Source organism: Marixanthomonas spongiae, assembly GCF_003095375.1.
GTDB classification, from domain to species: domain Bacteria; phylum Bacteroidota; class Bacteroidia; order Flavobacteriales; family Flavobacteriaceae; genus Marixanthomonas; species Marixanthomonas spongiae.
In genome coordinates this window covers 186,848-211,754 of the sequence record NZ_QEHR01000002.1, presented here as the reverse complement: position 1 = coordinate 211,754, position 24,907 = coordinate 186,848, and the positions used below count along the sequence as shown (strand labels likewise).

At 44.2% G+C, this 24,907-nt stretch carries 16 protein-coding genes; 6 read left to right on the top strand and 10 right to left on the bottom strand.

Going from position 1 to position 24,907, the window contains the following annotated elements; translation table 11 throughout:
- Nucleotide 1: 1 nt before the first annotated feature.
- Nucleotides 2-781 (bottom strand): S1/P1 nuclease, encoded by a 780-nt coding sequence (locus tag DDV96_RS03545; RefSeq protein ID WP_116693364.1) that lies wholly within the window; start codon nucleotides 779-781, stop codon nucleotides 2-4.
- Nucleotides 782-922: 141 nt separating this feature from the next.
- Between DDV96_RS03545 and DDV96_RS03540 the strand changes: the two genes are divergently transcribed.
- From DDV96_RS03540 to DDV96_RS03520, 5 genes are read left to right on the top strand one after another with little or no spacing between them, the layout of a single operon-like run.
- Nucleotides 923-1,783 (top strand): SPFH domain-containing protein, encoded by an 861-nt coding sequence (locus DDV96_RS03540; protein ID WP_116693363.1) that lies wholly within the window; start codon nucleotides 923-925, stop codon nucleotides 1,781-1,783.
- Between the two features lies 1 nt (nucleotide 1,784).
- Nucleotides 1,785-2,300 (top strand): hypothetical protein, encoded by a 516-nt coding sequence (locus tag DDV96_RS03535; protein ID WP_116693362.1) that lies wholly within the window; start codon nucleotides 1,785-1,787, stop codon nucleotides 2,298-2,300.
- A complete protein-coding gene (locus DDV96_RS03530; protein WP_116693361.1) occupies nucleotides 2,297-3,226 on the top strand; it encodes an alpha/beta hydrolase family protein in 930 nt (309 codons plus the stop codon). Before DDV96_RS03535 ends, DDV96_RS03530 begins: the two co-directional genes overlap by 4 nt.
- A gap of 1 nt (nucleotide 3,227) precedes the next feature.
- Entirely contained in the window at nucleotides 3,228-3,389 is a 162-nt protein-coding gene (locus DDV96_RS03525) for an Arc family DNA binding domain-containing protein (RefSeq protein WP_116693360.1), read from the top strand.
- A gap of 50 nt (nucleotides 3,390-3,439) precedes the next feature.
- Entirely contained in the window at nucleotides 3,440-4,777 is a 1,338-nt protein-coding gene (locus tag DDV96_RS03520; RefSeq protein WP_116693359.1) for a DUF819 family protein, read from the top strand.
- 13 nt (nucleotides 4,778-4,790) lie between these two features.
- Here the strand turns inward: DDV96_RS03520 and DDV96_RS03515 are convergent, their stop codons facing one another.
- Nucleotides 4,791-5,765, bottom strand: coding sequence for a T9SS type A sorting domain-containing protein (locus DDV96_RS03515; RefSeq protein WP_116693358.1), 975 nt, complete (start codon nucleotides 5,763-5,765; stop codon nucleotides 4,791-4,793).
- 114 nt (nucleotides 5,766-5,879) lie between these two features.
- Nucleotides 5,880-6,359 carry a hypothetical protein gene (locus DDV96_RS03510; RefSeq protein WP_133240808.1) on the bottom strand — a complete coding sequence of 160 codons (480 nt, stop codon included), beginning with the start codon at nucleotides 6,357-6,359 and terminating at the stop codon, nucleotides 5,880-5,882.
- A gap of 313 nt (nucleotides 6,360-6,672) precedes the next feature.
- Here DDV96_RS03510 and DDV96_RS03505 point away from each other — a divergent pair, with 313 nt between their 5' ends.
- Complete coding sequence (locus DDV96_RS03505; RefSeq protein WP_116693356.1) at nucleotides 6,673-7,407, top strand: DUF4369 domain-containing protein; 735 nt, start codon at nucleotides 6,673-6,675, stop codon at nucleotides 7,405-7,407.
- Here DDV96_RS03505 and DDV96_RS03500 read toward each other — a convergent pair.
- From DDV96_RS03500 to DDV96_RS03470, 7 genes are all read right to left on the bottom strand, one after another.
- Nucleotides 7,402-7,668: a hypothetical protein gene (locus tag DDV96_RS03500; protein ID WP_116693355.1), complete on the bottom strand. Its 267-nt coding sequence runs from the start codon at nucleotides 7,666-7,668 to the stop codon at nucleotides 7,402-7,404. The two genes, DDV96_RS03505 and DDV96_RS03500, sit on opposite strands and share 6 nt — an antisense overlap.
- A gap of 84 nt (nucleotides 7,669-7,752) precedes the next feature.
- Complete coding sequence (locus DDV96_RS03495; RefSeq protein ID WP_240607666.1) at nucleotides 7,753-8,739, bottom strand: type I phosphomannose isomerase catalytic subunit; 987 nt, start codon at nucleotides 8,737-8,739, stop codon at nucleotides 7,753-7,755.
- Nucleotides 8,740-8,742: 3 nt separating this feature from the next.
- Nucleotides 8,743-9,150, bottom strand: a complete 408-nt coding sequence (locus DDV96_RS03490) for a 6-pyruvoyl trahydropterin synthase family protein (protein ID WP_116693354.1) — start codon at nucleotides 9,148-9,150, stop codon at nucleotides 8,743-8,745.
- Entirely contained in the window at nucleotides 9,147-9,665 is a 519-nt protein-coding gene (idi, locus tag DDV96_RS03485) for an isopentenyl-diphosphate Delta-isomerase (protein WP_116693353.1), read from the bottom strand. The genes DDV96_RS03490 and idi overlap by 4 nt, the downstream gene beginning before the upstream one ends.
- A 111-nt stretch (nucleotides 9,666-9,776) precedes the next feature.
- Nucleotides 9,777-11,705 (bottom strand): OmpA family protein, encoded by a 1,929-nt coding sequence (locus tag DDV96_RS03480; protein WP_116693352.1) that lies wholly within the window; start codon nucleotides 11,703-11,705, stop codon nucleotides 9,777-9,779.
- An 11-nt stretch (nucleotides 11,706-11,716) separates the two neighbouring features.
- Nucleotides 11,717-12,661 (bottom strand): PorP/SprF family type IX secretion system membrane protein, encoded by a 945-nt coding sequence (locus DDV96_RS03475; protein WP_116693351.1) that lies wholly within the window; start codon nucleotides 12,659-12,661, stop codon nucleotides 11,717-11,719.
- A gap of 53 nt (nucleotides 12,662-12,714) precedes the next feature.
- Entirely contained in the window at nucleotides 12,715-24,861 is a 12,147-nt protein-coding gene (locus tag DDV96_RS03470) for a DUF7507 domain-containing protein (RefSeq protein ID WP_116693350.1), read from the bottom strand.
- Nucleotides 24,862-24,907 lie beyond the last annotated feature (46 nt).

Here is a 24,907-nt window from a genome sequence, read left to right as displayed (position 1 = left end):
GTTACCCAAAAATATCATTGAGCACTTCGGCGAGACGGATGCCGCCTTTTTGCAGTTGCATTCTCAACACGTCCATATAGTTGTACATATACGGGTACCATAACTTTTGGCCAACTTTTGTATTGTCGTAAATATTTTCGCAGAGCGCCCGGCTTTCGTACATCCAGTCTTCTATGGTGCCTTGTTGTATCTGTTTCAATTCTTTTTTGGAAAGTTCTTTTTGGTTTGCGGCCAGTTCAGAATACGACATCTTGTATTCGGCAATCATTTTGCTGTCCCAAACTTTGTGCAAGTTGGTTCCTTTTTTAAACCACTGTACCTGAAAATCGTTTCCGCCTTTGTCTATGGCTTGTCCTATATGCAACGGTTGATGAAGGTCGCCAATAAGGTGCACCAGCATCTTTAAATAAAACACTTTGTCTTTTTTTGATGCTTCCTCATCTTTGAGCACCTCCACGCTTTCGTGGATGGCCGTGATGATATCCCCTTTTTCATTTTTGGGATGCGTCTCATAAGTAGCACCAAAAGGAAAGTTTACATAGTGCCAAGGGCCGTATTTACGATATTTACTATCGCTTTTAATTTCGTCTGCATAGGTGGAGACCAAAGCCAGGGACTGGCCGTCCAGTAATTGTTCAATGTGCCGTTTTGCTTTTTTGGTTAGATAGTTTTCTGCGATCTCACCGGTTGCACGGTGACCGTTTCGCCCCCAATCTTCAGCAGCTTGAGCTGTGGCAAGAGCGAAGACCAATAATACCAGTAGCATTGATTTCTTTTTCATATTGTTCGTTTTTTTTCTGAAGAACTATGAAGCAAAGATACCATTCCTTGTTTTAAGTTAATATGACAAATAGTTGGAAAATCCAAAAAAAGAATTATATTTGTTTAATATCATTTTAATATCAAATTAAATTTAACCATCATGTCAAACGAAAAAACAATTACTCCAGCCAACGGCTACCTTATGCTGTTCGTGTTTTTTATCATTATCGCAGCGGGCGTTGTTGGCCTGTTGCTTACCAAAAACCCTTGGTTTGTCGCCCTGTTCTTTTTGGGGCTATTGACCCTGCCCGGTTTTGTGCTCGTAAACCCAAATGGTTCAAGGGTTTTACTGCTATTCGGAAAATATATGGGCACCATAAAAAAGAACGGGCTTTTTTGGGTAAACCCGTTGTATGTTAAGAAAAAAATATCACTTCGTGCCCGAAACTTCGACAGCGAACGTTTAAAAGTGAACGACAAACTGGGAAACCCGGTTATCATCAGCACTATTTTGGTTTGGCGTGTACGCGATACGTTTAAAGCCGCTTTCGATGTGGATAATTATGAAGAATTTGTGCGCATACAAACCGACGCCGCCGTGCGCGAACTGGCCAGTAAATACCCTTACGATAATTTTGCCGATGAGGGCATGGATGCCGATATTACCTTACGTTCCAGTATGAAAGAAGTGAACGAAGCCTTGGTAAAAGGCCTGGACGAACGCCTTACCATCGCCGGCATTGAAGTATTGGAATCGCGAATTGGTTATTTGGCCTATGCCAACGAAATTGCCAGCGCCATGCTTAAAAGGCAACAGGCAACCGCCATCGTGGCAGCGCGCCATAAAATCGTGGAAGGCGCCGTGAGCATGGTCGAAATGGCCCTGGAAGAACTGAGCAAAAAACAAGTGGTCGATCTGGACGAAGAGCGCAAAGCCGCCATGGTAAGCAATTTAATGGTAATTTTATGTGGCGACAAAGATGCTTCGCCCGTTGTGAACACAGGTACTTTAAATATGTAATATGCGGGTTTTTAAAGAAACACAACGGTTTGATCAATGGTGGCTGCGTTTAATTGTTACAGCGGTAATTGCAGTTTGTGGGTTATCCATTGCCAATGCTTTTGAAATAAAAGATAAAGATACCGTCCAATTTTGGATACACCTTACCCTATCGATTTTAACAATTCTGGTCTTGGTGTATTTATTGCTGTTTACCAAACTGGAAACCAAAATAGACGAAATAGGCATTCATTACGCCTTTTGGCCGTTCAACTTAAAATCACGGTTATTGCGCTGGCGGGACATAGTATCCTGCACTGTACGAAAATACAGACCTATTGCCGAATATGGCGGATGGGGCTACCGCACCGGGTTTACCAAAAACAGCGGCGCCTTGAACGTAAAAGGCAACACCGGCATACAAATAGAATTTAAAAACGGAAAAAAATTGCTGTTGGGAACACAAAAAGAAGCCGAAGCAAGGCGTATTTTAACCACCTATTCAGAAAAAATCAACCGGCAAAATAACTTGATATGAAAAAACTGTTTATCATTTTTGTTTTATGTTTTTTCGGAACTGCTTACCCCCAAGAAAATTTCACTTCCGAAGCATTGAAGATAACCCCTTTGGTAGAAGGCACATTGTTGCTTCCTGAAACTTCGGCAAAACCACCACTTGCGATACTTATTGCCGGTTCGGGCCCTACCGACAGGAACGGCAACCAGAGCATGCTGAAAAACAACTCACTCAAATATTTGGCCGAAGCCCTGACCAATAACGGCATTGCGACTTTTCGATACGACAAGCGAATCGTGAAACTCATAAAAATGAACAAGGTGGATGAAGAAAGCGTAACTTTTGATGATTTTATAACCGATGCCGTTGCCGGTATCGAGTATTTTAAAAACAACGCCCGTTTTGGCAAAATCTACGTTATTGGCCACAGCCAAGGTTCCCTGGTTGGGATGATCGCTGCACAAAACAGGGCTGACGGCTTTATTTCCATTGCCGGTGCCGGACAGGAAATAGACGATGTCATTGTCGATCAACTGGCAAAGCAAGCGCCTAAATTGGTTGACAATGCCCGAAAATCATTCGATGACCTCCGGGTAAATGGGGTGGCTCAAAATTACAGCCCGGGGCTGGCCTCTATTTTACGCCCGGCCATTCAACCTTTTCTGTACAATTGGATGCAGTACAATCCCCAAGAAGAACTTGCCAAACTAAACGTTCCCGTATTGATTGTAAATGGTGATAAAGACCTTCAGGTACAAATTAGCGAAGCCGAAGCATTGCAAAAAGCAAAACCAAATGCCACGTATAAAGTAATCCCAAAAATGAACCACGTATTAAAAGAAATAGATGGCGGTTATGTCGAAAACAGCCAATCGTACAGTCAAGCCGAGCTTCCTGTTTCAGAAGAATTGATTGCCGTGATCACCAAATTTATTGAAGCTAATTAATATGCCCAAAAAGAAAGCCTTCGCCTTGCGCGTTAATGAAGATATGATGAAAGCCGTTGAAAAATGGGCTGCAGATGAGTTCCGCAGTACCAATGGCCAAATTGAATGGATGTTGCACGAAATGCTGAAAAAAGCCAATAGGCTTCCCAAGAAGAAAGAGTAAGGTTTAATTTTTCAGCAAATAATTGTATTTTGCACGCAAACTAATTAACCATGCAAGACGACATTACCCAAGAAATTGTTGAAACCACGCCCCTATTTACCAACGATACCATTGTATTTGGTGTCTTGATGCTTACCTTGGGGTTTATTTTTTATACGTCCTCAAAAGAAACCGGATTTTGGAGTTCTTTCTATAAAATTGTGCCCGCGTTGTTCATGGCCTATTTTTTACCGGCTTTATTGACCACGTTTGGCGTAATCGCGCCTGATTGGGTAAGTGTTTCTGAAACTGGCGAGGTGGTAGAACACAGCTCTAGCCTCTATTATATGTCCAGCCGATATTTATTGCCCGCCGCTTTGGTACTTATGACGCTTAGTATGGATTTAAAAGCTGTATTTAACTTAGGACCAAAAGCACTCATTATGTTTTTTACGGGAACCATTGGGATTGTAATTGGTGGGCCACTTGCCGTTTTGATTATAGGGAGCATTTCACCTGAAACCGTAGGCGGAGCTGGTGCCGATGCCGTTTGGAGAGGCCTCTCTACCTTGGCGGGAAGCTGGATTGGTGGTGGCGCCAACCAAACCGCTATGCTGGAAATTTACGGTTACAACCAAGAATTATATGGCGGAATGGTGTTTGTGGACATTGTTGTCGCCAATATTTGGATGGCGATCATTTTAATAGGGATCGGGAAATCGGCTCGGATTGATAAGTGGTTGCAATCGGACACCTCGGCCATTGAGGCCTTGAAACAAAAAGTTTCTGATTATGCCGCGACCGTAGATCGCAATCCAACCTTGACCGATTTGATGATTTTGGCCGCCATTGCTTTTGGAACGGTGAGCGTTGCCCACTTTGGCGCTGGATACCTAAGTGTATTTTTTGAAGACTTTGTAAACAGTTTTCCAAAAGGCATTACCCGAAACGTCTTTACCTTTTTAAGTTCGTCGTTCTTTTGGATGATCAGTATCACTACGGTGATCGGGGTTTTACTTTCTTTCACCAAGTTAAGAAGTTATGAAGGGGCCGGTGCCAGTAAGTTTGGTAGCGTGTTTATCTACATCTTGGTTGCCAGCATTGGAATGAAAATGGACCTGACCCTTATTTTTGAAAATTTCGGACTTATTTTCATTGGCTTGGTATGGATGATTATCCACGCCGGCTTATTGATTTTGGTGGCAAAGCTCATCAAAGCCCCCTACTTTTTCCTTGCCGTGGGCAGTCAGGCCAACGTGGGCGGTGCGGCTTCTGCGCCTATTGTGGCGTCGGCATTTCACCCTTCCTTGGCCACGGTTGGCGTTTTGCTAGCGGTTTTTGGCTATGCCATTGGTACGGTCGCAGCCATACTTTGTACGGTATTGATGCAGCTGGCTGCTACAGCATAAAAGTTAAGTTTCGTTATTCCACTAGCAATTTGATGGTTGTGCCTTCTCGAACCGATTTATTGAATAAGGTAACGAAATAACTACCAGTGCTCATTTCAGTAGGCAATAGAATTTTAGTTTGTAATTGGTTTACTTCACCCTTGTAAAGTTGCTGCCCTAATATATTGGTAATTTCAACGGAATAATCAGTATTTTGAGGAAGTTGAAAAGAAATATAATCTTTTGCGGGGTTTGGGTAAATCGCCACAGTTTGCTCCTTAAAATCTGCAACGTTCAGAGGATCAGTTTTAAGTTTTACCGCCCAATAATCTGAATCACCATGATTGCCACTTACATCGCCGTCATTAGAACGTGCTTCCGAAGCTACAATATATCCGCCATCGTTGGTTAACCCTATTGCCTCGCCATATTCAGAAAGGCTTCCGCCCATATTTTTTTCCCATAGCAAAGCTCCGGAATTATCCAACCTTACGATCCATGTATCGCTCTCGCCATAATTTCCCCCAACATCACCATCTAAAGAAGCAGACGCTCCCACAATCACATTCACCCCATCTGAGGTATGGAGTGCGCCGTATCCCCAATCTTCGTTGCTTCCACCATAGGTTTTCTGCCATATTATGCTACCTGTGGCGTTCAGTTTGACCACCCATATATCTTTCATGCCGTGATTATTGGTAACATCCCCATCATTTGAACTGCTAAACCCCGTGATAAAGTACCCTCCATCTGATGCCTGACCCACATTATGGGATTGATCTTCACTACTACCGCCCAAGGTTTTTTGCCATTGCAAAACGCCTGTTGCCGAGAGTTTTATTACCCAATAGTCCTCGGCACCATGGTTGCCACTCACATCCCCGTCATTAGAAAGGGTAAAACCTGTTGCAATATAGCCACCATCTGAGGTCGGTTCAATATCCCTAAGTGAATCAGAGTCGCTTCCGCCATAATTGTTTTCCCAAGTTATGTTGCCCGATGCGTCCAACTTTACTATCCAAAAGTCGAGATTGCCATTATTACCACTTACATCACCATCGGCAGAATTTGAATTGCCCGCTACAATATAACCACCATCTGAAGTTTGATGAATCGCTTGAGCCTAATCCAAGCCACTGCCACCATAGTTCTTTTCCCATTGTAGATTACCGCTACTGTCCAGTTTTACTATCCAGTAGTCATAATTTCCATAGTTGTTGCTTACATCACCATCATTAGAGTTGGACCAACCTGCGGCAATATAGCCTGTATCGGTGGTTTGCTGCACATCGTAACAAAGATCGCTATTGCTGCCGCCGAGTGCTTTTTCCCAAGAGAGACTACCAGCACTGCTTAGCTTTATGAGCCAATACTCAAAAAGGCCATGACTGCCTGTGATCTCCCCGTCGCTCGAAAAGGTAATCCCACCAAGTATATAACCGCCATCGTTAGTTTGTTGTACTTGTGTGGGATAGTCGCTACCGGTGCCCCCTGAGGCTTTTTGCCAATCTATGTCCGGAGCTTGGGCAAAATTCATAACGGGCCAAGCCATTAAACATATACACGTCAATTTTCTTAAAAAAAATGCAGTTGAAGTTTTCATGATTCCTAGTATTTTAAAGACCGAAGTCGAAATTTCAAGATATCGCTGCATAATAGGCCAGTGAAAGGAAGAAGAAAATGTCAAGACCTAATATTGAAATAAAGATACGACAAAATTTTCAATTTTTTAAAAAAATCACGCAATAACACTCTAATTTTAAGGAGTTTACACTTTTTTTTAGAGCCTTTTACGGGTTTTAAAACAAATTTTATAGTCAGGATAAATCAACAACAGGGTTTTGTTGAGATTTTTGTTCCTTTTTCTATTTATTTTTTGCAAAAAAACACATCTTTGCATCCTTAAAAATTTTCTTATGCGACACTATTTTCTCATCGTAGTCTTTTTTCTTGGAACTGTATTTTTAATACTTTCTGCTTGCTCCAAATCAAACCCCGCAAATCAAATGACGCTTTCCGGAAACGTGAAAGGATTGAAAAAGGGTACTTTGTTGCTACAGAAGGCTGAAGACTCTTTATTGGTGTCTGTAGATTCGGTGAGTGTTGACGGCGATCCCAACTTTACATTTATTGAAGAAATAGAAAGTCCTGAAATATATTATCTCTACCTGCGCTTAAAAGATGGCACCCTGCGAGAAGACCGTATTCCTTTCTTTGCCGAGCCGGGCAAAATAGCCATTAATACCAGCCTTAAGAAATTTGGGGACGACTACATCATTAGAGGATCAGAAAACCAGAAAGCACTGGAAGCGTATAAAAAGCTCATGAAACGGTTTGCCAACAAAAATTTAGACTTGATAAAAGAAGAATTGACCGCCCAAAAAGACAACAACGATTCCCTGCTCAAGGCTATTAAACGCAAAAGGTTGACCGCTCTTTCCAGCAAATATTTGGCAACGGTCAATTTTGCCATAAACAATAAAGACAAAGCAGTAGCCCCATATTTATTGTTGACCGAGATTTACGACGCCAACGTGAAATACCTGGACACGGTGTACACATCGTTAACCCCAAAAGTAAAAGACTCCAAATACGGAACGCTTTTGGAGTCTTATATTGCTGAACGAAAAGCCGAAACCGACAGTTTATAAGGCGTTGATTTTATCGATCAATTTTCTGCCTTCGGTTTCCAATTCTTGGTTAATCGCTTTAAAGTGCTGTTTTTTGTTGTCAACATCTTTTTGGTTCACTTTCACGATCAAAGCATCGAAAAGTGCGATGGTTTCATCGATAATCTTTTCAGACTCTTTGGTTTCCTTTTCTGGATGGGTAAGCTGCCATATATAGACCGCCTCGATAATATCGCCCAACACGTAGTTGATGTCTTTTTTTAAATTGCGTTTACTTGCCATATTGTTTTTCCCCGCAACGGCGGGAATTTTTTAAGTTAAACTGATTATTTTCAATTTTTAAAATTTCGGCAAAGATACGAACAATCAAGGAATATAAACCTCTAAAAGTGTGGCAGAAGTGGAATCTATTATGATGGAAGCAAAGCAAGCAGGAATCAATACCGTTTCGCCTTTTTTTATAGTTTCTGAACCTGTTTCGGTTTGTAGCACCGCTTCCCCATCGGTGCACATATACACCACGAAGGAGTCTATTTTTTTTAGATCTCTTTTAAAGCGTTTGGTAAGGTTCAGCTTATTGGTTTCAAAGTAGGGAAGGCTTTTTAAAGGTATAATTTTATCTTCGGTATCTGTATAAGCTATCTTTGCTTCTATATTGTTGTATGAGATGGCATCTTTTGCCAAATCGGTGTGCAGCGTGCGCATATTGCCGTTTATATCGGGGCGGTCCCAATCGTAAATTCTGTAGGTAATGTCTGATGTTTGTTGTATTTCAGCCAACAAAATACCTTTACCTATGGCGTGGACGGTTCCCGGAGCAATAAAAAAGGCATTCCCGGCCGTTACGGGTTCTTCGTGCAAGATGTCTGAAATTTTACCTTCTGAAAGGAACTTGAGGTAACGGGTTTCGGTCATGGGGGTATTGAAGCCCAATATCAATCGCGCGTCTTTTTCGGCATTGACGATGTACCACACCTCGGTTTTACCAAAACTGTCATGTCTCTTTTTTGCCAGTTCATCGCCCGGATGCACTTGTACCGAAAGGTCTTGATGGGCATCGATAAACTTAAACAGAAGGGGGAACGTATCGCCAAACCGCGTGTACACCTTTTCGCCTACCAATTCGGCTTTATACCGGGCTATCAACTTGGACAAACCCTGTTTCTTTAGGGCTCCGTTGCTTACTGTTGAAACGGCGTCTTCTAAACCTGAAATCTCCCAACTTTCACCAATATGCTGGTTGTTGTCCGATTCGTCTTTATTGAAAAATCGAGCTAATTTTGTTCCGCCCCAAACTTTTTCTTTAAGGATAGGCGTAAATTTCAAAGGGTACAATGCTGGGAGTTTGTTCATTGTTTAACCGGTATAGATTACAAAATTGCGGGGGGTTTCGTAGAGCTTTACCGAAATTTCAAAGGTGTCGTCCAGCCTGTTGCGGAGCTTGTTCCATATCACTATGGCAATGTTTTCCACCGTGGGATTCAAGGTTTTAAATTCTTCTACTTCTATATTGAGGTTTTTATGGTCAAGAGGCACTTCCACTTCTTCTTTAATGATTGTTTTCAAGGTTTCCAAATTGATCAAATACCCCGTTTTGGGATCCACTTTTCCCGTAACGCCCACTTCCAGTTCATAATTATGCCCGTGGTAGTTGGGATTGCTGCATTTTCCGAAATAGTCACGGTTTTTTTCATCGCTCCATTCTTTTACATACAAACGGTGCGCCGCATTAAAGTGTGCTTTTCTGAAAACTGTTAAACTCATTGGGTTAAATGTTCTTGAAATTTATCGAATATAATCTTGAACCAAGCGGTATAAGCCGCGGGGTTTTCATGTATATCTTTCTCTACTGCTTTCATGGACATCCATTTCCAGTCGGCCACTTCATCTGGATTTATTTTTGGGGCTTCATTGTAGCTGCCTACCAAAATGTGGTCAAATTCATGTTCGGTCAGGCCGTTATCGAAGGGTGCTTTGTATATAAAAGAGGTGGTTTCCCTTAAAGGCGTTGAGAACCCCATTTCTTCTTGAAGCCTTCTCTTGCCTGCTTCTACATTGCCTTCTCCATCACGTTGGTGGCTACAGCAAGTATTGGTCCATAGCCCGGGCGAATGGTATTTGTGCAACGCCCTTTGCTGCAGCATCAGTTCATTTTTATCGTTAAAGACAAAAACGGAAAAGGCACGGTGCAACAATGCTTTTTCGTGAGCCTCCATTTTTGGCATCAGGCCTATTTTTTCGTCCTTTTGATTTACAAGGATTACTTTCTCTTCTGTCATGCAATTTCAGTTTTTTCAAAAATACGAAATAGCACCTTGTAAATAAAACCAAAAAAGCGCCCAAGAGGTTTATGGAGCGCTTTTTTGTAAAAAAAATTGATTGGATGTTGTTTAATTTTGAATAATGAACATCGACCTACGGTTAAGTTGGTGTTGTTCTTCGGTACATTTAACACCGTTGGAACACTCGTTTACCAAACGGTATTCGCCGTATCCTTTGGCACTGAGCCTATCACGGTCAATACCCTTTTTAACCAACCAGTTAAGGGTTGATTGTGCTCTTTTTTCGGACAAGGCTTCGTTATAACTGTCATTCCCGCGCGAATCGGTATGCGACTCGATATGGATTTCCAGCTCAGGGTATTCCCGAAGCGCTGCCAGTATTTTTGCCAATTCCACCTCGGCATCTGGCCGGATGTTGTAGCGGTCAAAATCGAAATAAATTGGTTGCAAGTTTAAGCGACATCCCAAATCGTCAGGCGGGCAATCCAATGGTTTCAATTGCAGCGGCACATCGATGCTTCCAGTTTCGTTTGGTGTTTCCACAAGCTTTTCATTGGACTCATAGCCCTTTTTGGCGCCTCGAACGGCATATTTGCTACCGCAATCGGCCATCAACGTATATCTGGCATTCTTATCCGCCGGCACACTTTTAATTTCTTTATTGTCGGAATCCAAGAGGGTTACCGTTGCTCCAGGCAGCAGTTCGCCAGTCTCCAGATCGGTTACCAGACCGGTAATGGTAATCTGGCATTTTTCTTTAAATAAATAAATTTCATCATCTATGCTGCCACGGGTACCCTCTCGGTTCGAGGTAAGGTATCCTATTCTCTCGCTCTCTTTTATTATAAACCCAAAATCATCTTGGTTGCTATTGGCCGGCTCCCCCAGGTTTTTTACAGGTCCGGGATTTCCTAAACTGTCCAAGGGCGTCATATAAATATCGAACCCTCCCAAACCTGCACGGCCATCGGTGGAAAAGTACAGGTTGTTTTTTTCGCTTATAAAAGGGAACGACTCCCTGGCTTCCGTATTGATAGAGTTACCCAGATTTACAGGTTTTCCGTACGTGTCATTCTCCTTAATGGTTACGTACCAAAGGTCTGACATGCCAACGGTGCCCGGCATATCCGATGAAAAGTACAAACGCTTACCATCCTTGCTCAATGCAGGATGGGCGGTGGAGTAATTATCACTATTAAAAGGAAGCTCTTTAACGTGGGTCCAAAAATGATCCCCGCTTTTGGTGGCTTTATAGAGCTTTAAACGAACGGTTTTGTTGCGGTCTTTCCCTTTTTTTCCATCAAGATAATTATTTCGGGTAAAGTACATGGTTTTTCCGTCTTTACTGAAAACGGGAGTCGATTCGTGGTATTTGGTGTTTATGTCACCAGGAAGAGGTTGTGCATTGATTAAATCTCCATTCTCATCAACATCGGCTACGTACAGGTCTAAAAACGGCTGGGCGTTCCATTCGGCCACTTTAGTGCCTTCTGAGTTTGTTTTCGATGCGGCATATACTACTTTGTCCCCGTAAAAAGAGGGACCGAAGTCTGAGGTGTTGCTATTTATGGAAACTTTTTCCAACACAAATTCCCGCGATTCCTTGGCGATGCTCTTGAGGTAGTTGGGGTCGTTCTCAAAATTTTTGATTAACATACCATTGCCTCCGCGAGCTGCGAACTGAATCATCAGTTCATCGGATTCTTTATATTTTCCGAGGCTTTTTAAAGACTGTGCAGCACGGTAATAGTATTCTGGTTCTGTTTGGTCTGGATATTCATTTACCAATCTTGAATACCATTTTGCAGCATTATCGTAATCACTGTTCCAATAATAGGTATCGCCCAGTTTTTGGAATATTTCCGCAGATTGGTAGCCATCCTCAATTACCTTTAAATAAATTTCACGGGCATCGATATAAGCAAACTTATCAAAGTCTTTGTTGGCTTTCTTTATTTCGTTACGCTGTGAAAAAGAAACACTGACGGTAAAGAAAAGAACGAGAAAAAAAATCGATTTTTGAGATATAGGTTTCATAGTAATTTTTTTTAAAAGAATCTAGGTGTTAAAACACGTTCGGGTTTGTTGAATAGATCAAAACGCAAGAACACCTCATAAGAACCATCGCTAAAGTCTTCAATATCGGTGGTTTGATAATCATACCCAAAACCTATGAACAGTTGATCGCTTACCTGAAACCCAGCCATAGCGCTCAATGCCGCACTCCATCTGTACGAAGCGCCCAAGGTTAATTTATCGTATAACAAGAAGTTGGCCGATGCATCCCATTGTAACGGAGAACCGCTTACTGCCTTGATCAAGGTGGCAGGTTTAAATTTTAGGTTTTCGTTGATATCAAACACATAACCCGCGATTAAAAAATAGTGTAACCGTTCGGCAGGGATCACATCTTCGCTAGCATCGAAGTCTTTCAGCGAGGATTCATCAAAATGCTTGGTGGTTAAAAAGTTGGGTACTGATAGACCGGCGTAGAACTTTTCGGTATTGAAATAGACACCAGCGCCAATTTGTGGCTGTAGTTTATTGTCTATGTTGTTTTCAAAAAGATATTCTGGGTCAAAAATATCCAATTTATTGAAATTCACATCCAAAATATCCAACCCAGCTTTAAGACCAAAAGATAGTTGCGAAGCGTCTGATGTGTTAATGGTATAGGAATAATCTATATTAACATTAGACTCTACCGACGGCCCTATTTCATCACTTGTAATGGACAATCCCAGTCCCATGTTGTCCAAAGTACCAATGGGCGAATTGACGGTAAACGTACCTGTTTTTGGCGCTCCTTGAAGCCCTGTCCATTGCGTACGTAACAAGAGGCCAAAACTCAACACATCGCGTGAACCAGCATAGGCCGGGTTTACAATCTGCGTATTGTACATATACTGTGTGTATTGTGGATCTTGCTGGGCGTTGCTTGAAAAGCTCCCAAGTAAAATCAAAACTATAATAGCTAAATAACTGTGTTTCATCGTTATGTATTTTTATACCCCCGGAGTATTACCTCCGGGAGGTTTTTGACTTTCTATCTGTTTATATATAAGTATCCTGAATAACTGGCTTTTCCTGGATTATCGCCCGGGAAGGAAAGTATGTAAAAATACGTTCCCGTAGGCAATTCTTCGTTGGCACGGATGGTCGCCCTTCCGTTAGATTCGCCCTCAAAGACATTTTCCTTGCCGTTAGAGCCACCATATCCATTGGTTTCCCAAACCAGAACTCCCCATCTGTTGTAAATTTTCACATTGTTGTCTGGGTAATCCTGAATTCCAGAAATGATGAAGTAATCGTTCAGGTTATCGCCATTAGGGGTGATACCATTGAATATTTCAAAGTCTCCTTCAGGATCTACGTTAGGCAATACTGTAACAGTAGGATCATCTGGTTCGCCGTCTCCGTTGTTGTCAACATCTTCGTCATTATTTGGATCGTCAGATTCATCCGTTACACTAGTTCCTTGTTCGTCTTCTCCAATAACAGTGGCCTGGTTGATTACTTGTCCAGCTTCTATATCTGCATCATTAATGCTATATATTGCCGTAAATGTTGTATCATCGGTCTCGTCTGGCGCAAGTGAAGCAATTGGGCCTCCTTGAATTTCGATACCTGGAAGCGGATCCTCTATCGTGATATTGTATAGGGTCACGTTTCCGGTATTGGTTACGCTGAATGCATAAGAGATTGTTTCCCCTTCTTGTGGGATTCCATCGCTATTTTCATCGTTGAATACTCCAACTTTCTCAAGGGACATAGATGGGTCTTGGCACAATATGGTTACCGTTGGGTCATCATCGTTGATCGTAGCACCCGAAACGTCGCTTACTACATCTCCTTCTGGGGTAGTACCTTCGGCAGTTGCTTGGTTTACTACTTGACCAGCATCAATATCGGCCTGTGTTATGGTGTAAGTCGCCGTAAATGTTGTAGCGTCTGTCGCTCCTGAAACCAAGTTTATCGGGCCACCGTTCACCGTCACCAGTGGATCGGTTACCGTTACGTTGGTAAGGTCAACAATACCTGTATTGGTTACGATAAAGTCATATACAATTGTTTCGCCTACTTGCGTACAGCCATCGCCATTTTCATCGGAAAAGGTTCCTATCTTCACTAAAGCAATACCTCCATTTTGACACAATACCGTTACCGTTGGATCGTCATCGTTTATGGTCGTTCCAGAGTCGTCTGAAACTACATTTCCGTTAGGATCAACTCCTTCAGCCGTGGCTTGGTTCACCACCTCACCGGCATTGATATCTGCTTGGGTAATGGCGTAACTGCCACTGTAAACCCATTCTTCGTCAAGGTCCAGTTCGCCGTTTCCATTTGCATCACCACTGTCTGGCCCTGCAATGGCACCACCCAACAATGGGTCGGTTACATTTATGGAAGTCAAACTCACGTTGCCTTGGTTGGTCACACTGAACGTATAACCTATGGTCTCTCCCACATCGCTACAATCATCCCCGTTTTCATCATTGAAGACTCCTGTTTTCACTATCGCGATGGCAGCATTTTGACACAGCACTGTAACGGTAGGATCGTCATCGCCTATGGTCGCTCCAGAGTCGTCAGTAACGGTCTCACCAGATGGTGCTTCACCTTTGGCGGTAGCTTGGTTTACCACTTCCCCAGCGTTAATATCCGCTTGGGTAATGGTGTAAGTAGCTGTATATATCCATTCTTCGGAAATATCCAGTTTATCATCACCATCAGTATCTCCACTATCTGGCCCTGTAAGGGTTCCTCCTAACAATGGATCCTGTATTGAAATAAATGAGAGGCTTACATTCCCTTCGTTGGTTACACTGAAAGTATAACTTATCGTTTCCCCTACATTACTACAACCGTCTCCATCTTCATCATTGAAGACACCCGTTTTTACTATCGCAATAACAGGGTCTTGACACAAGGTGGTTATTGTTGGGTCATCGTCGTTGATTGTCAAGCCAGACTCATCCGTCACCACTGCTCCATCTGGTGCAGTGCCTTCAGCTGTAGCTTGATTAATTACTTCTCCTTTATCGATATCGTCCTGGGTGATCACGTAGCTTCCCGTGTATTCCCAGGTCTCGTCCACGTCGAGTTCGCCGTCGCCGTCCGTGTCACCGGTCGGTCCATTGATTGTTGCGATCAGTGGGTCGGTCACGTTTACGTTGGAAAGGCTCACGTTGCCTTCGTTGGTAACAGTAAACGTATAGTTGATCTCCTCACCGGGCTGTGAACAGTCGCCGCCATCGTCATAGCTGCTTGTCTTAACAATAGCTATGGCTGGGGTTTGACATAGTTCAGTCTCGGTTGGATCATCATTATCTACTGTGCTTCCTGAGTCATCAGTCACTACGGTTCCATCTGGAGCTGTTCCTTCTGCTGTGGCAGTGTTGGTCACGCTTCCATTATCGATGTCGGCCTGTGTGATTACATATGTTCCAGTGTACTCCCACTCTTCGGTTACATCCAGTTCACCATCACCATCCGTGTCACCTGTTGGTCCGCTGATCGTTGCGATCAATGGATCCGTCACACTTACGTTTTCTAAACTTACGTTCCCTTCGTTGGTTACCGTGAAGGTATAGTTGATCTCTTCGCCAGGTTGTGAACAGTCACCACCATCGTCATAGCTGCTTGCCTTAACAATTGCTATGGCTGGGGTTTGACATAGTTCAGTCTCGGTTGGATCATCATTATCTACTGTGCTTCCTGAGTCATCAGTCACTACGGTTCCATCTGGAGCTGTTCCTTCTGCTGTGGCAGTGTTGGTCACGCTTCCATTATCGATGTCGGCCTGTGTGATTACATATGTTCCAGTGTACTCCCACTCTTCGGTTACATCCAGTTCACCATCACCATCCGTGTCACCTGTTGGTCCGCTGATCGTTGCGATCAGTGGATCAGTTACATTTACTGAAGATAAACTTACGTTCCCTTCGTTGGTTACCGTGAAGGTATAATTGATCTCTTCTCCGGGCTGTGAACAGTCGCCACCATCGTCATAGCTGCTTGTCTTGACTATCGCTATGGCCGGGGCCTGACATAACGTGGTCGTTGTTTCATCATCAGTCGTTGTAGTTGTTCCTGAAAGATCTTCCACTGTTGTTCCGTCCGGTGCTGTTCCTTCAGCCGTGGCTTGGTTGATCACTTCGCCCGCGTCGATATCGTCTTGGGTGATCACGTAGCTTCCCGTGTATTCCCAGGTCTCGTCCACGTCGAGTTCGCCGTCGCCGTCCGTGTCACCGGTCGGGCCGTTGATCGTTGCGATCAGTGGGTCGGTCACGTTCACGTTGGAAAGGCTCACGTTGCCTTCGTTGGTAACAGTAAACGTATAGTTGATCTCCTCACCGGGCTGCGAACAGTCGCCGCCGTCGTCATAGCTGCTTGTCTTAACAATAGTTATGGCCGGTTCTTGGCAAAGAGTCGTGGTTGTTTCATCATCTGTAGTGGTCATGCTTCCTGAAAGGTCTTCCACTGTTGTTCCGTCCGGTGCTGTTCCTTCAGCCGTGGCTTGGTTGATCACTTCGCCCGCGTCGATATCGGCCTGGGTGATCACGTAGCTTCCCGTGTATTCCCAAGTCTCGTCCACGTCGAGTTCGCCGTCGCCGTCCGTGTCACCTGTTGGGCCATTGATCGTTGCGATCAATGGATCAGTTACATTTACTGAAGATAAACTTACGTTCCCTTCGTTGGTAACGGTAAACGTATAGTTGATCTCCTCACCGGGCTGTGAACAGTCGCCGCCGTCGTCATAACTACTTGTCTTAACAATAGCTATGGCAGGTTCTTGGCATAACGTGGTGGTTGTTTCATCATCAGTCGTTGTAGTTGTTCCTGAAAGGTCTTCCACTGGCGTTCCGTCCGGTGCTGTTCCTTCAGCCGTAGCTTGGTTGTTCACTTCGCCCGCGTCGATATCGTCTTGGGTGATCACGTAGCTCCCCGTGTATTCCCAGGTCTCGTCTACATCGAGTTCGCCGTCGCCGTCCGTATCACCGGTCGGGCCGGTGATTGTTGCAATCAGTGGGTCAGTTACATTAACTGATGATAAACTTACGTTCCCTTCGTTGGTTACCGTGAAGGTGTAATTGATCTCTTCGCCAGGCTGCGAGCAGTCGCCGCCGTCATTATAATCGCCTGTTTTGACGATCGCTATGGCCGGTTCTTGGCAAAGGGTCGTGGTTGTTTCATCATCAGTCGTTGTAGTTGTTCCTGAAAGGTCTTCCACTGTTGTTCCGTCGGGATCTGTCCCATGTACTGTGGCTTGGTTTACTACTTCACCCGTATCGATATCCTCTTGAGTAAGCGTATAATTAGCTTCATATACCCAAGTTTCAGTTTCTTGTAAGATTCCGTCGCCGTCATCTCCTGAGACCAGTACTATTGGTACAACCGGGTTTGGTGCTTCCAATAAAGGATCTGTTACTGCTATATCAGTTAACGGAACATTTCCTTGGTTGGTCACGGTGAAGGTGTACGTAATGGTTTCACCCACATTAGTGCAACCATCTTGATCTTCATCATTAAATCCACCTGTTTTCACGATAGCTATGGCGGGTGCCGGGGTTTCTTCTATAAGAATGTAAACCGTAGCTAAATCTGTAGCAATTGGGCTCCCGTCATCAACAATTCCATACACAAATTGGTCATTTCCAGTGAAATCGGTATTTGGTGTATATTCAAATGATCCATCGGCGTTGATTGTCACTGTTCCGTTTGAAGGACCGCTTACTGGGCTAATTGCAATATCTACTGATTGGTTATCCCCTTCTGGGTCATTATCGTTATCCAATACATTTCCTGAAACGATTGCATTTATTTCACCATAATACGCGTCATCATTCGCCACTGTAATATTAGCGTTATTCTCTACTATATATATCGTTACTGTGGCGGTGTCACATAATGCTGGACTGCCATTGTCGCAGATGGTGTATTCAAAGGTGTCTTCTCCTACGAAACCAGGGTTTGGCGTATAGGTATATGTCCCGTCTGGGTTCACCGTTACCGCACCGTTGGCAGGAGCCGTATTGTTTGTAACCGTAATTGGATCTCCATCGGGATCAAAATCATTGCTGATTACAGTTCCACTAACGGGCACATCCACTTCGGTTGTATTTGTATCATTATTTGCAACCGGAGGATCATTTTCAAGAATTGGATCGTCAACAATTTCAATAGTAACCGTTGCCGTATCGCAGGCCACTGGGTTTCCAGCGTCGCACACTTGGTACTCAAAGGTGTCCTCGCCCACATAGTCCGTGGCCGGGGTATAGGTATAGGTGCCGTCTGGATTGAAGGTCAACGAACCATTGCTCGGACCGCTTACCAAAGTAAAGGTTTCCGTGCCGGTCGGACCGTCAGGGTTCAGGTCATTGGTCGATACATCGCCATTTACAGGCAAGTTCACAAAGGTGTCGTTGATGTCGTCGATCGCCAAGATCTCGTTTCCGCCATCATTAGGGTCGATACTGATGTAGACTGTAGCAACGTCTGTTGCAACAGGAAAACCATCGTCCTCAACTCCATAAACAAACTGATCTGTACCAATATATCCTGCGTTTGGGGTATAGGTAAAACTACCGTCTGCATTGATGCTCAGCGTCCCGTTTGTTGGGCCACTGATAGGGGTTATTGCTGTGTCAACATTTTGGTTATGGCCTTCTGGATCTGTATCATTGTCCAGTACATTTCCTAAAATATCTTGATCTGGCAAACCATAATACGCATCGTCATTAGCTACTGTAGAATTGCAGTCGCAAGCGATTACTTGAATGGTCACTACTGCCGTATCGCAAAGCGCGGGATTTCCGTTGTCGCAGATGGTGTATTCAAATGTGTCCTCTCCTGTAAAGCCAGGGTTTGGTGTGTAGGTGTACGTACCGTCAGGGTTGATCGTTACCGTTCCGTTGGCTGGAGTCGTGTTGCCTGTTACGGTGATTGGATCGCCATCGGGATCATAGTCATTAGGAAGTACATTTCCGTTAACGGGTACGTCAATTTTGGTTGTATTCGTATCGGCATTGGCCACTGGAGGATCATTATCCGGGCTACCGACAGGCTGTACTTCTATATAAACCGTTGCCGTATCGCAGGCCACCGGATTGCCGCCGTCGCACACTTGGTACTCAAAGGTGTCTTCGCCCACATAGTCCGTAGCCGGAGTGTAGGTATAGGTGCCATCTAAGTTTAAGGTCAAGGAACCATTGCTTGGTCCGTTAACCAACGTGAAGGTTTCTGTATCGCTTGGGCCATCGGGATTAATATCGTTCGTAGATACATCGCCACTTACGGGCAGGTTCACAAAAGTGTCATTAATGTCATCAATGGCCAATATCACATTTCCGCCATCATTTGGATCAATACTGATATAAACCGTAGCGATATCTCTGGCTTCTGGACTTCCATTGTCATAAATTTCATACACAAAGCTGTCAGTACCGGTATAGCTTCCAAATGGTGTATAGACAAATGTACCATCAGCATTTAGAACAAGCGATCCGTGAACAGGGCCATATCTCGGACTCAGTAGTGTATCCACTGTCTGATTATCACCTTCTGGGTCGGTGTCGTTGTCCAACACATTCCCTACAATGTCTTCGCTTGGGAAACCGTAGTAAGCATCATCTACTGCAGTAGTCATATTCTCCGTACCATCCACAACTTGTATGGTGACCGTCGCGGTATCGCACAGCGCAGGGCTACCATTGTCACAGATAGTATATTCAAACGTGTCCTCGCCCGTAAAACCTGGGTTCGGCGAATAGGTGTACGTACCGTCAGGGTTGATCGTGACCGTTCCGTTAGTCGGGGGCGTGTTGCCCGTTACCGTAATAGGATCACCGTCGGGGTCAAAATCGTTCGAGAGCACGGTGCCGTCCACGGGCGTGCCCTCTTGGGTGCTGTTCGTATCGGCATTGGCCACTGGTGGGGCGTTGTCTGGACTTCCTTCTGGTTGAATTTCTATATAGACCGTTGCGGTATCGCAAGCAACCGGATTGCCACTATCACAAACTTGATATTTAAAGGTATCCTCGCCCACATAGTCATTTTCAGGATAATAAATATAAGTGCCATCGGGATTAAAGGATAAACTACCATAAGCCGGACCTTCAACTAAGGTAAAGGTTTCCGTGCCAACTGGACCGTCAGGGTTCAGGTCGTTTGTCGAGACGTTGCCGCTTACCGGCAGGTTCATAAAGGTATTATTAATATCATCGATGGCAAGGATTTCATTTCCGCCATCATTGGGATCAATACTGATATAGACCGTAGCGATATCCCTCGCTTCCGGACTTCCATTGTCATAAATCTCGTACACAAAGCTGTCTGTACCGGTGTACCCTGTGTTTGGCGTATAGGTAAAGGTCCCGTCAGCATTAAGGACAACCGTTCCGTTGCTTGGGCCGTTGCTCGGGCTGACAGTTGTGTCAACATTCTGACCGTCGCTCTCTGGGTCGGTGTCGTTGTTTAACACGTTTCCTGTGATGTCCGTGTCCGGGAAACCGTAGTACGCATCGTCCACGGCAGTGGTCATATTGTCCGTACCGTCCACAACTTGTATGGTGACCGTTGCTGTATCGCACAGCGCAGGGCTACCATTGTCACAGATAGTATATTCAAACGTGTCCTCCCCCGTAAAACCTGGGTTCGGCGAATAGGTGTACGTACCGTCAGGATTGATCGTGACCGTTCCGTTAGTCGGGAGCGTATTGCCCGTTACCGTAATAGGATCACCGTCGGGGTCAAAATCGTTCGGAAGCACGGTGCCGTCCACGGATGTGCCTTCTTGGGTGCTGTTCGTATCGGCATTGGCCACTGGTGGGTCGTTGTCTGGGCTGCCTATGGGCTGTACCTCAATATAAACCGTTGCCGTATCGCAGGCTACCGGGTTTCCAGTGTCGCACACTTGGTACTCAAAACTGTCCTCGCCCACATAATCCGTGGCCGGGGTATAGGTATAGGTGCCGTCTGGGTTCAAGGTCAACGTACCGTTGCTCGGTCCGCTCACCAAAGTAAAGGTTTCCGTGCCAACTGGACCGTCAAGGTTCAGGTCATTGGTCGATACATCGCCGTTTACAGGCAGGTTCACAAAGGTGTCGTTGATGTCGTCGATAGCCTGAATACAGTTGGACAGTATGGTCACAGATATTTCAGCATCACAACCATTGGCATCGGCTACGCTAATTGTATAATCTCCTTCTTCTAAGCTATCAAAAGTGCCTGATGCTTGAGGCGTTCCTCCGTCAATACTGTATAAATATGGAGAAGTTCCTCCAAATGCTTCAACAGTTACAGCGCCTAATTCATTACAAACGATATCGGTTTGTGAAACTATTTCTAAAGAAAGTGCTTCAGAAGGTTGTAATACTTCGGCGCTATCGGTTGTAGTACAGCCATTGACATCGGTAATTGTCACCGAATAGGTCCCGGCTGTTAAATTAGACAAATCTTCGGTTGTAGCTCCGTTGCTCCATTCAAAAGAATAAGGTTGGGTTCCGCCTGTAACGGTAAGGTCTAAAGAACCATTATCACCTCCAAAACAGGAAATATTGGTTACGGCAATACCAGAACTTAACATATTGGGTTCGTTAACCGTTGTTGTGGCTTCAGCAGTACATTGTGTAACGGTGTCGGTTACGATAACAGAATAGGTACCTGCGCTCAATCCAGTAATGGTTTGTGTGGTTTCGCCTCCTGGCGACCAAGCATAGGTAAATGAACCTGATCCTCCAGATACAGCAACAGTGGCTGTCCCGTCATTATCCCCATTACAGGTTACGGGCGTTGAAGAAGCCGTGGCACTTAATCCTTGGCATGTTCCTGGGTTAACAGTCGTTGAGGCTGTTGCAGTACATCCGTTTGCATCGGTCACTGTAACAGTATAGGTACCTGCACTCAATCCAGTAATGGTTTGTGTGGTTTCGCCTCCGGGACTCCAACTATAAGAATACGGAGGTGTTCCGCCTGAAGGATTTGCAGTGGCCGTGCCATCGCCTGTTGTTGGACCGCTTTCATCGGTTGAAGTGGCGGATACGTTTAATGCATTTGCTGGTTCGGTTATGGTTACACTCTGCTCAACTGGCTGACACTGCGTTCCATCGATGGTTACACTTACGGTGTAAACACCAGCTGGTTGGTTTGAAATGGTACTTGAAGTTGCACCACTATCCACTTGGGGAGGAACGGTGTTCCAAGTAAAGGTAAATGTTGCTGAAGGATTAGCAGCAGAACTTGCTGAAACTTTTGCCATTCCTCCGTTTTCACCTGTACACGGTACGTTTTTAACATAATCTACTGTTATGACAGCGTCACAATCGTTTACACAATCTATCACAACACCTTGCTCTATTTCACAGTCATTTGCATCGGTTATGGTTACCGTATGTGTACCGGAGGGAAGATTAGTTGCAGTTGCCGTTGTTTGGTTATTTGCGCTGGCACTCCATTGATAAGAATATGGAGGGGTGCCACCTGATGGGTCAGCTGTTGCTTGTCCATTTTCACACCCTCCTGTTGCAGAGGCGTTTTCTTTTGTTATTTGTACGCTCAAGGCTTCAGGTTCGGTAAGCGTTACTGAAATAGAATCGGTATTTCCTAAAGAATCGGTTACTTCAATAGTATAAACTCCGGCAGTGAGGTTATTAAATGTAGGACTTGATTGTGATGTTCCCCCATTTAAGGAGTACTCATATGGTTCAAGGCCACCAGTAGCCTGAACGGTTATAGACCCGCTATTTTCACCGAAGCATTGTACGTCTGTTTTGTTATCCAGTGTAAGCTCTAAATCTTCATAACAATTGGCATCTACGTTTACGCCTCCAGCTATTATCCAAGACTGACCATTTACATTTTGTCCATTTTGTTTGTTTCTGGTATCTACTGTTATAGTTACCTGGGTTACATTTCCAGGTACATCTTCCAGTGTTAGGGTAGGAATGGATAAACAGCAAGTACCGCCTGGTAAACTAGGATCGGAACCATATAAAAACACTTGGTCTTTAACCCCACCTGCTTCAGCTTTCAGCAGAAGGTATCTACCGTCATTCGTCAATTCGGAAATTGGAGTCTCAACAACCAAATCCCTAGGGGAAGAAAATGCTGGAATATCAATGGTAAAACTTTGAATGTCATTGACTCCACTTAAATCTGTAAATTTCCCAGAGTTTGCAGTGGCATCTGGAACATTTCTGAAAGCATACACTACGAGTGACTGAAGTTTGTTTTTTACATTAGGATTGGTATAAGTTACTGTTGAAGCACTACCAGATACAAGCCCTCTGTACACCCATATATTTGAGCTAGAACCCATTGGCACTGAACGGGACAGGGTGTGCGATACATTTGCATTGTCAACCACTTCAACGGTCTGGCCTGGATTATTGCCTTTGTAAACAATCTCAACTACATATTGATATACGTTTCCGGCATCAGGTATGGTAGCAGTTGTGGTGGTATTGCCGTTGGCATTGTAACCATATTCATCAACAACCTTATTGCTTCCACATTCAAAGTTCCATCCTTCTATATCACAGGTAAGTACAATCGACTTTTCTACAGAACATCCATTGGCGTCTGTAATGGTAACATCATAAGTACCAGCGCCTAAATTTGTTGCCGTTTGGGTGGTTTGGCTTCCAGCATTTGCACTCCATTGATAGGTATATGGAGCTGTTCCATTAGATGGGTCAACCGTGGCACTTCCGTTGCTGCACTGCCCGGCTTCTGTTGGGTCGGTCTTTTCTACGGAAGCCGTTAGTTGACTAATCAGTGTAATTTCTTCTTCATCATCAACCGCTGGCAAGGTACATCCCGTCCCATAACTTCCCGAATAGGATACTTCTGCCCTAAAATTACCTTCAAAATCTTCTGAACCAGTATAAGTAAACGTGCCAGATGCTGTATTTGAAGTTCCTACAGATACATTGTTCAAGAAAAACTCCCACTCCACGTCTCCCGATACTGGGCTGCATTCACCTGAATACACATCGGCATCATAGGCAACGGAATTATCACACACATTCTGTTCAATCTCGGCAGTCACCTCTGGACAGGGTACGCAAATATCTGGATTATTAAAGGTAAGGGTCTGTTCATTACAATCAGCATCGATATATTGCATAACAGCTTCACCTGTATTTTGTTCAATGCCACATGCATCGGACCCAACAGAAACAATACTATAATTAAGGGTGATGGTCTCATTAGAGACATGGTTTACATACCAAGATAGCAGATCGCCGCTTGCAGAAGCGGTTCCTTTACTTGCTGAAATAGAGCCCGAAACATAATCGAAGCCCGAATCAATGGTATTGGTCACCAATGCCTGCCCACTTATTTGCGTTGCGGCTGGCGTTAGCTGTCCTAATATGGTGTTGTAGATGTTCATTAAATCGGGCGCATTTTCCGTAGTGAACAAACCAGCATTTTGGATACCGTCTATAGTTTTGGTCGCAGCAGTTTGTTGCCCGCCCTGAATAGCATTGAAAAGACCAACACTAAAAATATTTTGGTTATAGACCTCTCCACCTTTTGTGGTGGTCTGCGCATTTATACCTGCTTGAATAGCATTTAATTGACAGGGGGTGTCAACTCCGCTATTAGAGCAACTGTTACCGTGATTGTCGCGGTTTGCGACACCATCGGTCAACAACACAATGCTTCTATTTGTGTTGCAGTCGAAGGTAGCTTGATTACTCAAAACTTGATCTGCCTTGACCATTGCAGCTTCAATGTTGGTATTCCCATTGGTCACCAACCCATTGATCGCGTCGATAACATCTTGTTTTCCTGAACTTCCAGTTAAACCTATATCGGTGCTTGCTGAAGCAGCATAACTAACAACCGCTATCCTGTTCATTCCTGTTGGGTTATTCGCAAAAAAGTTATTGACGAAATCTATAGCGGCATCCTTTGCATAATCGATTGGCTCAGGCTTAGGCCCATCGTCCATACTACCAGATCTATCAATGACAAGAACAACCTCTGATGGCGCAACACTTGGATTACCGGTTACTTCAAGTTCTACATCATATTGATTGCAGAGGGTTGGGTTTTCTGTTACCGTTCTATTAACAACGATTGCCTGCGCAAACAATGAACTTGCAGAAAAAAGAAAGAAGAGCATGAAGAAAACCGTGCCACTTTTTTTATTTAGTATGTTTCGGAGTTGTAAAAATCTTTTCATAAAATTAATTTTAGGTTAACACCTATATTTTATTGCTATATCAATT

Bases quoted from the DNA above. Each gene is read 5' to 3' on its own strand.
- DDV96_RS03535 (WP_116693362.1), top strand. From the start codon at position 1,785: ATGCGGGTTTTTAAAGAAACACAACGGTTTGATCAATGGTGGCTGCGT.
- DDV96_RS03525 (WP_116693360.1), top strand. From the start codon at position 3,228: ATGCCCAAAAAGAAAGCCTTCGCCTTGCGCGTTAATGAAGATATGATG.
- DDV96_RS03495 (WP_240607666.1), bottom strand. From the start codon at position 8,739: ATGAACAAACTCCCAGCATTGTACCCTTTGAAATTTACGCCTATCCTT.
- DDV96_RS03510 (WP_133240808.1), bottom strand. From the start codon at position 6,359: ATGAAAACTTCAACTGCATTTTTTTTAAGAAAATTGACGTGTATATGT.
- DDV96_RS03500 (WP_116693355.1), bottom strand. From the start codon at position 7,668: ATGGCAAGTAAACGCAATTTAAAAAAAGACATCAACTACGTGTTGGGC.
- DDV96_RS03480 (WP_116693352.1), bottom strand. From the start codon at position 11,705: ATGAAACCTATATCTCAAAAATCGATTTTTTTTCTCGTTCTTTTCTTT.
- DDV96_RS03490 (WP_116693354.1), bottom strand. From the start codon at position 9,150: ATGAGTTTAACAGTTTTCAGAAAAGCACACTTTAATGCGGCGCACCGT.
- DDV96_RS03475 (WP_116693351.1), bottom strand. From the start codon at position 12,661: ATGAAACACAGTTATTTAGCTATTATAGTTTTGATTTTACTTGGGAGC.
- DDV96_RS03470 (WP_116693350.1), bottom strand. From the start codon at position 24,861: ATGAAAAGATTTTTACAACTCCGAAACATACTAAATAAAAAAAGTGGC.
- DDV96_RS03520 (WP_116693359.1), top strand. From the start codon at position 3,440: ATGCAAGACGACATTACCCAAGAAATTGTTGAAACCACGCCCCTATTT.
- DDV96_RS03505 (WP_116693356.1), top strand. From the start codon at position 6,673: ATGCGACACTATTTTCTCATCGTAGTCTTTTTTCTTGGAACTGTATTT.
- DDV96_RS03545 (WP_116693364.1), bottom strand. From the start codon at position 781: ATGAAAAAGAAATCAATGCTACTGGTATTATTGGTCTTCGCTCTTGCC.
- DDV96_RS03540 (WP_116693363.1), top strand. From the start codon at position 923: ATGTCAAACGAAAAAACAATTACTCCAGCCAACGGCTACCTTATGCTG.
- DDV96_RS03530 (WP_116693361.1), top strand. From the start codon at position 2,297: ATGAAAAAACTGTTTATCATTTTTGTTTTATGTTTTTTCGGAACTGCT.
- idi (WP_116693353.1), bottom strand. From the start codon at position 9,665: ATGACAGAAGAGAAAGTAATCCTTGTAAATCAAAAGGACGAAAAAATA.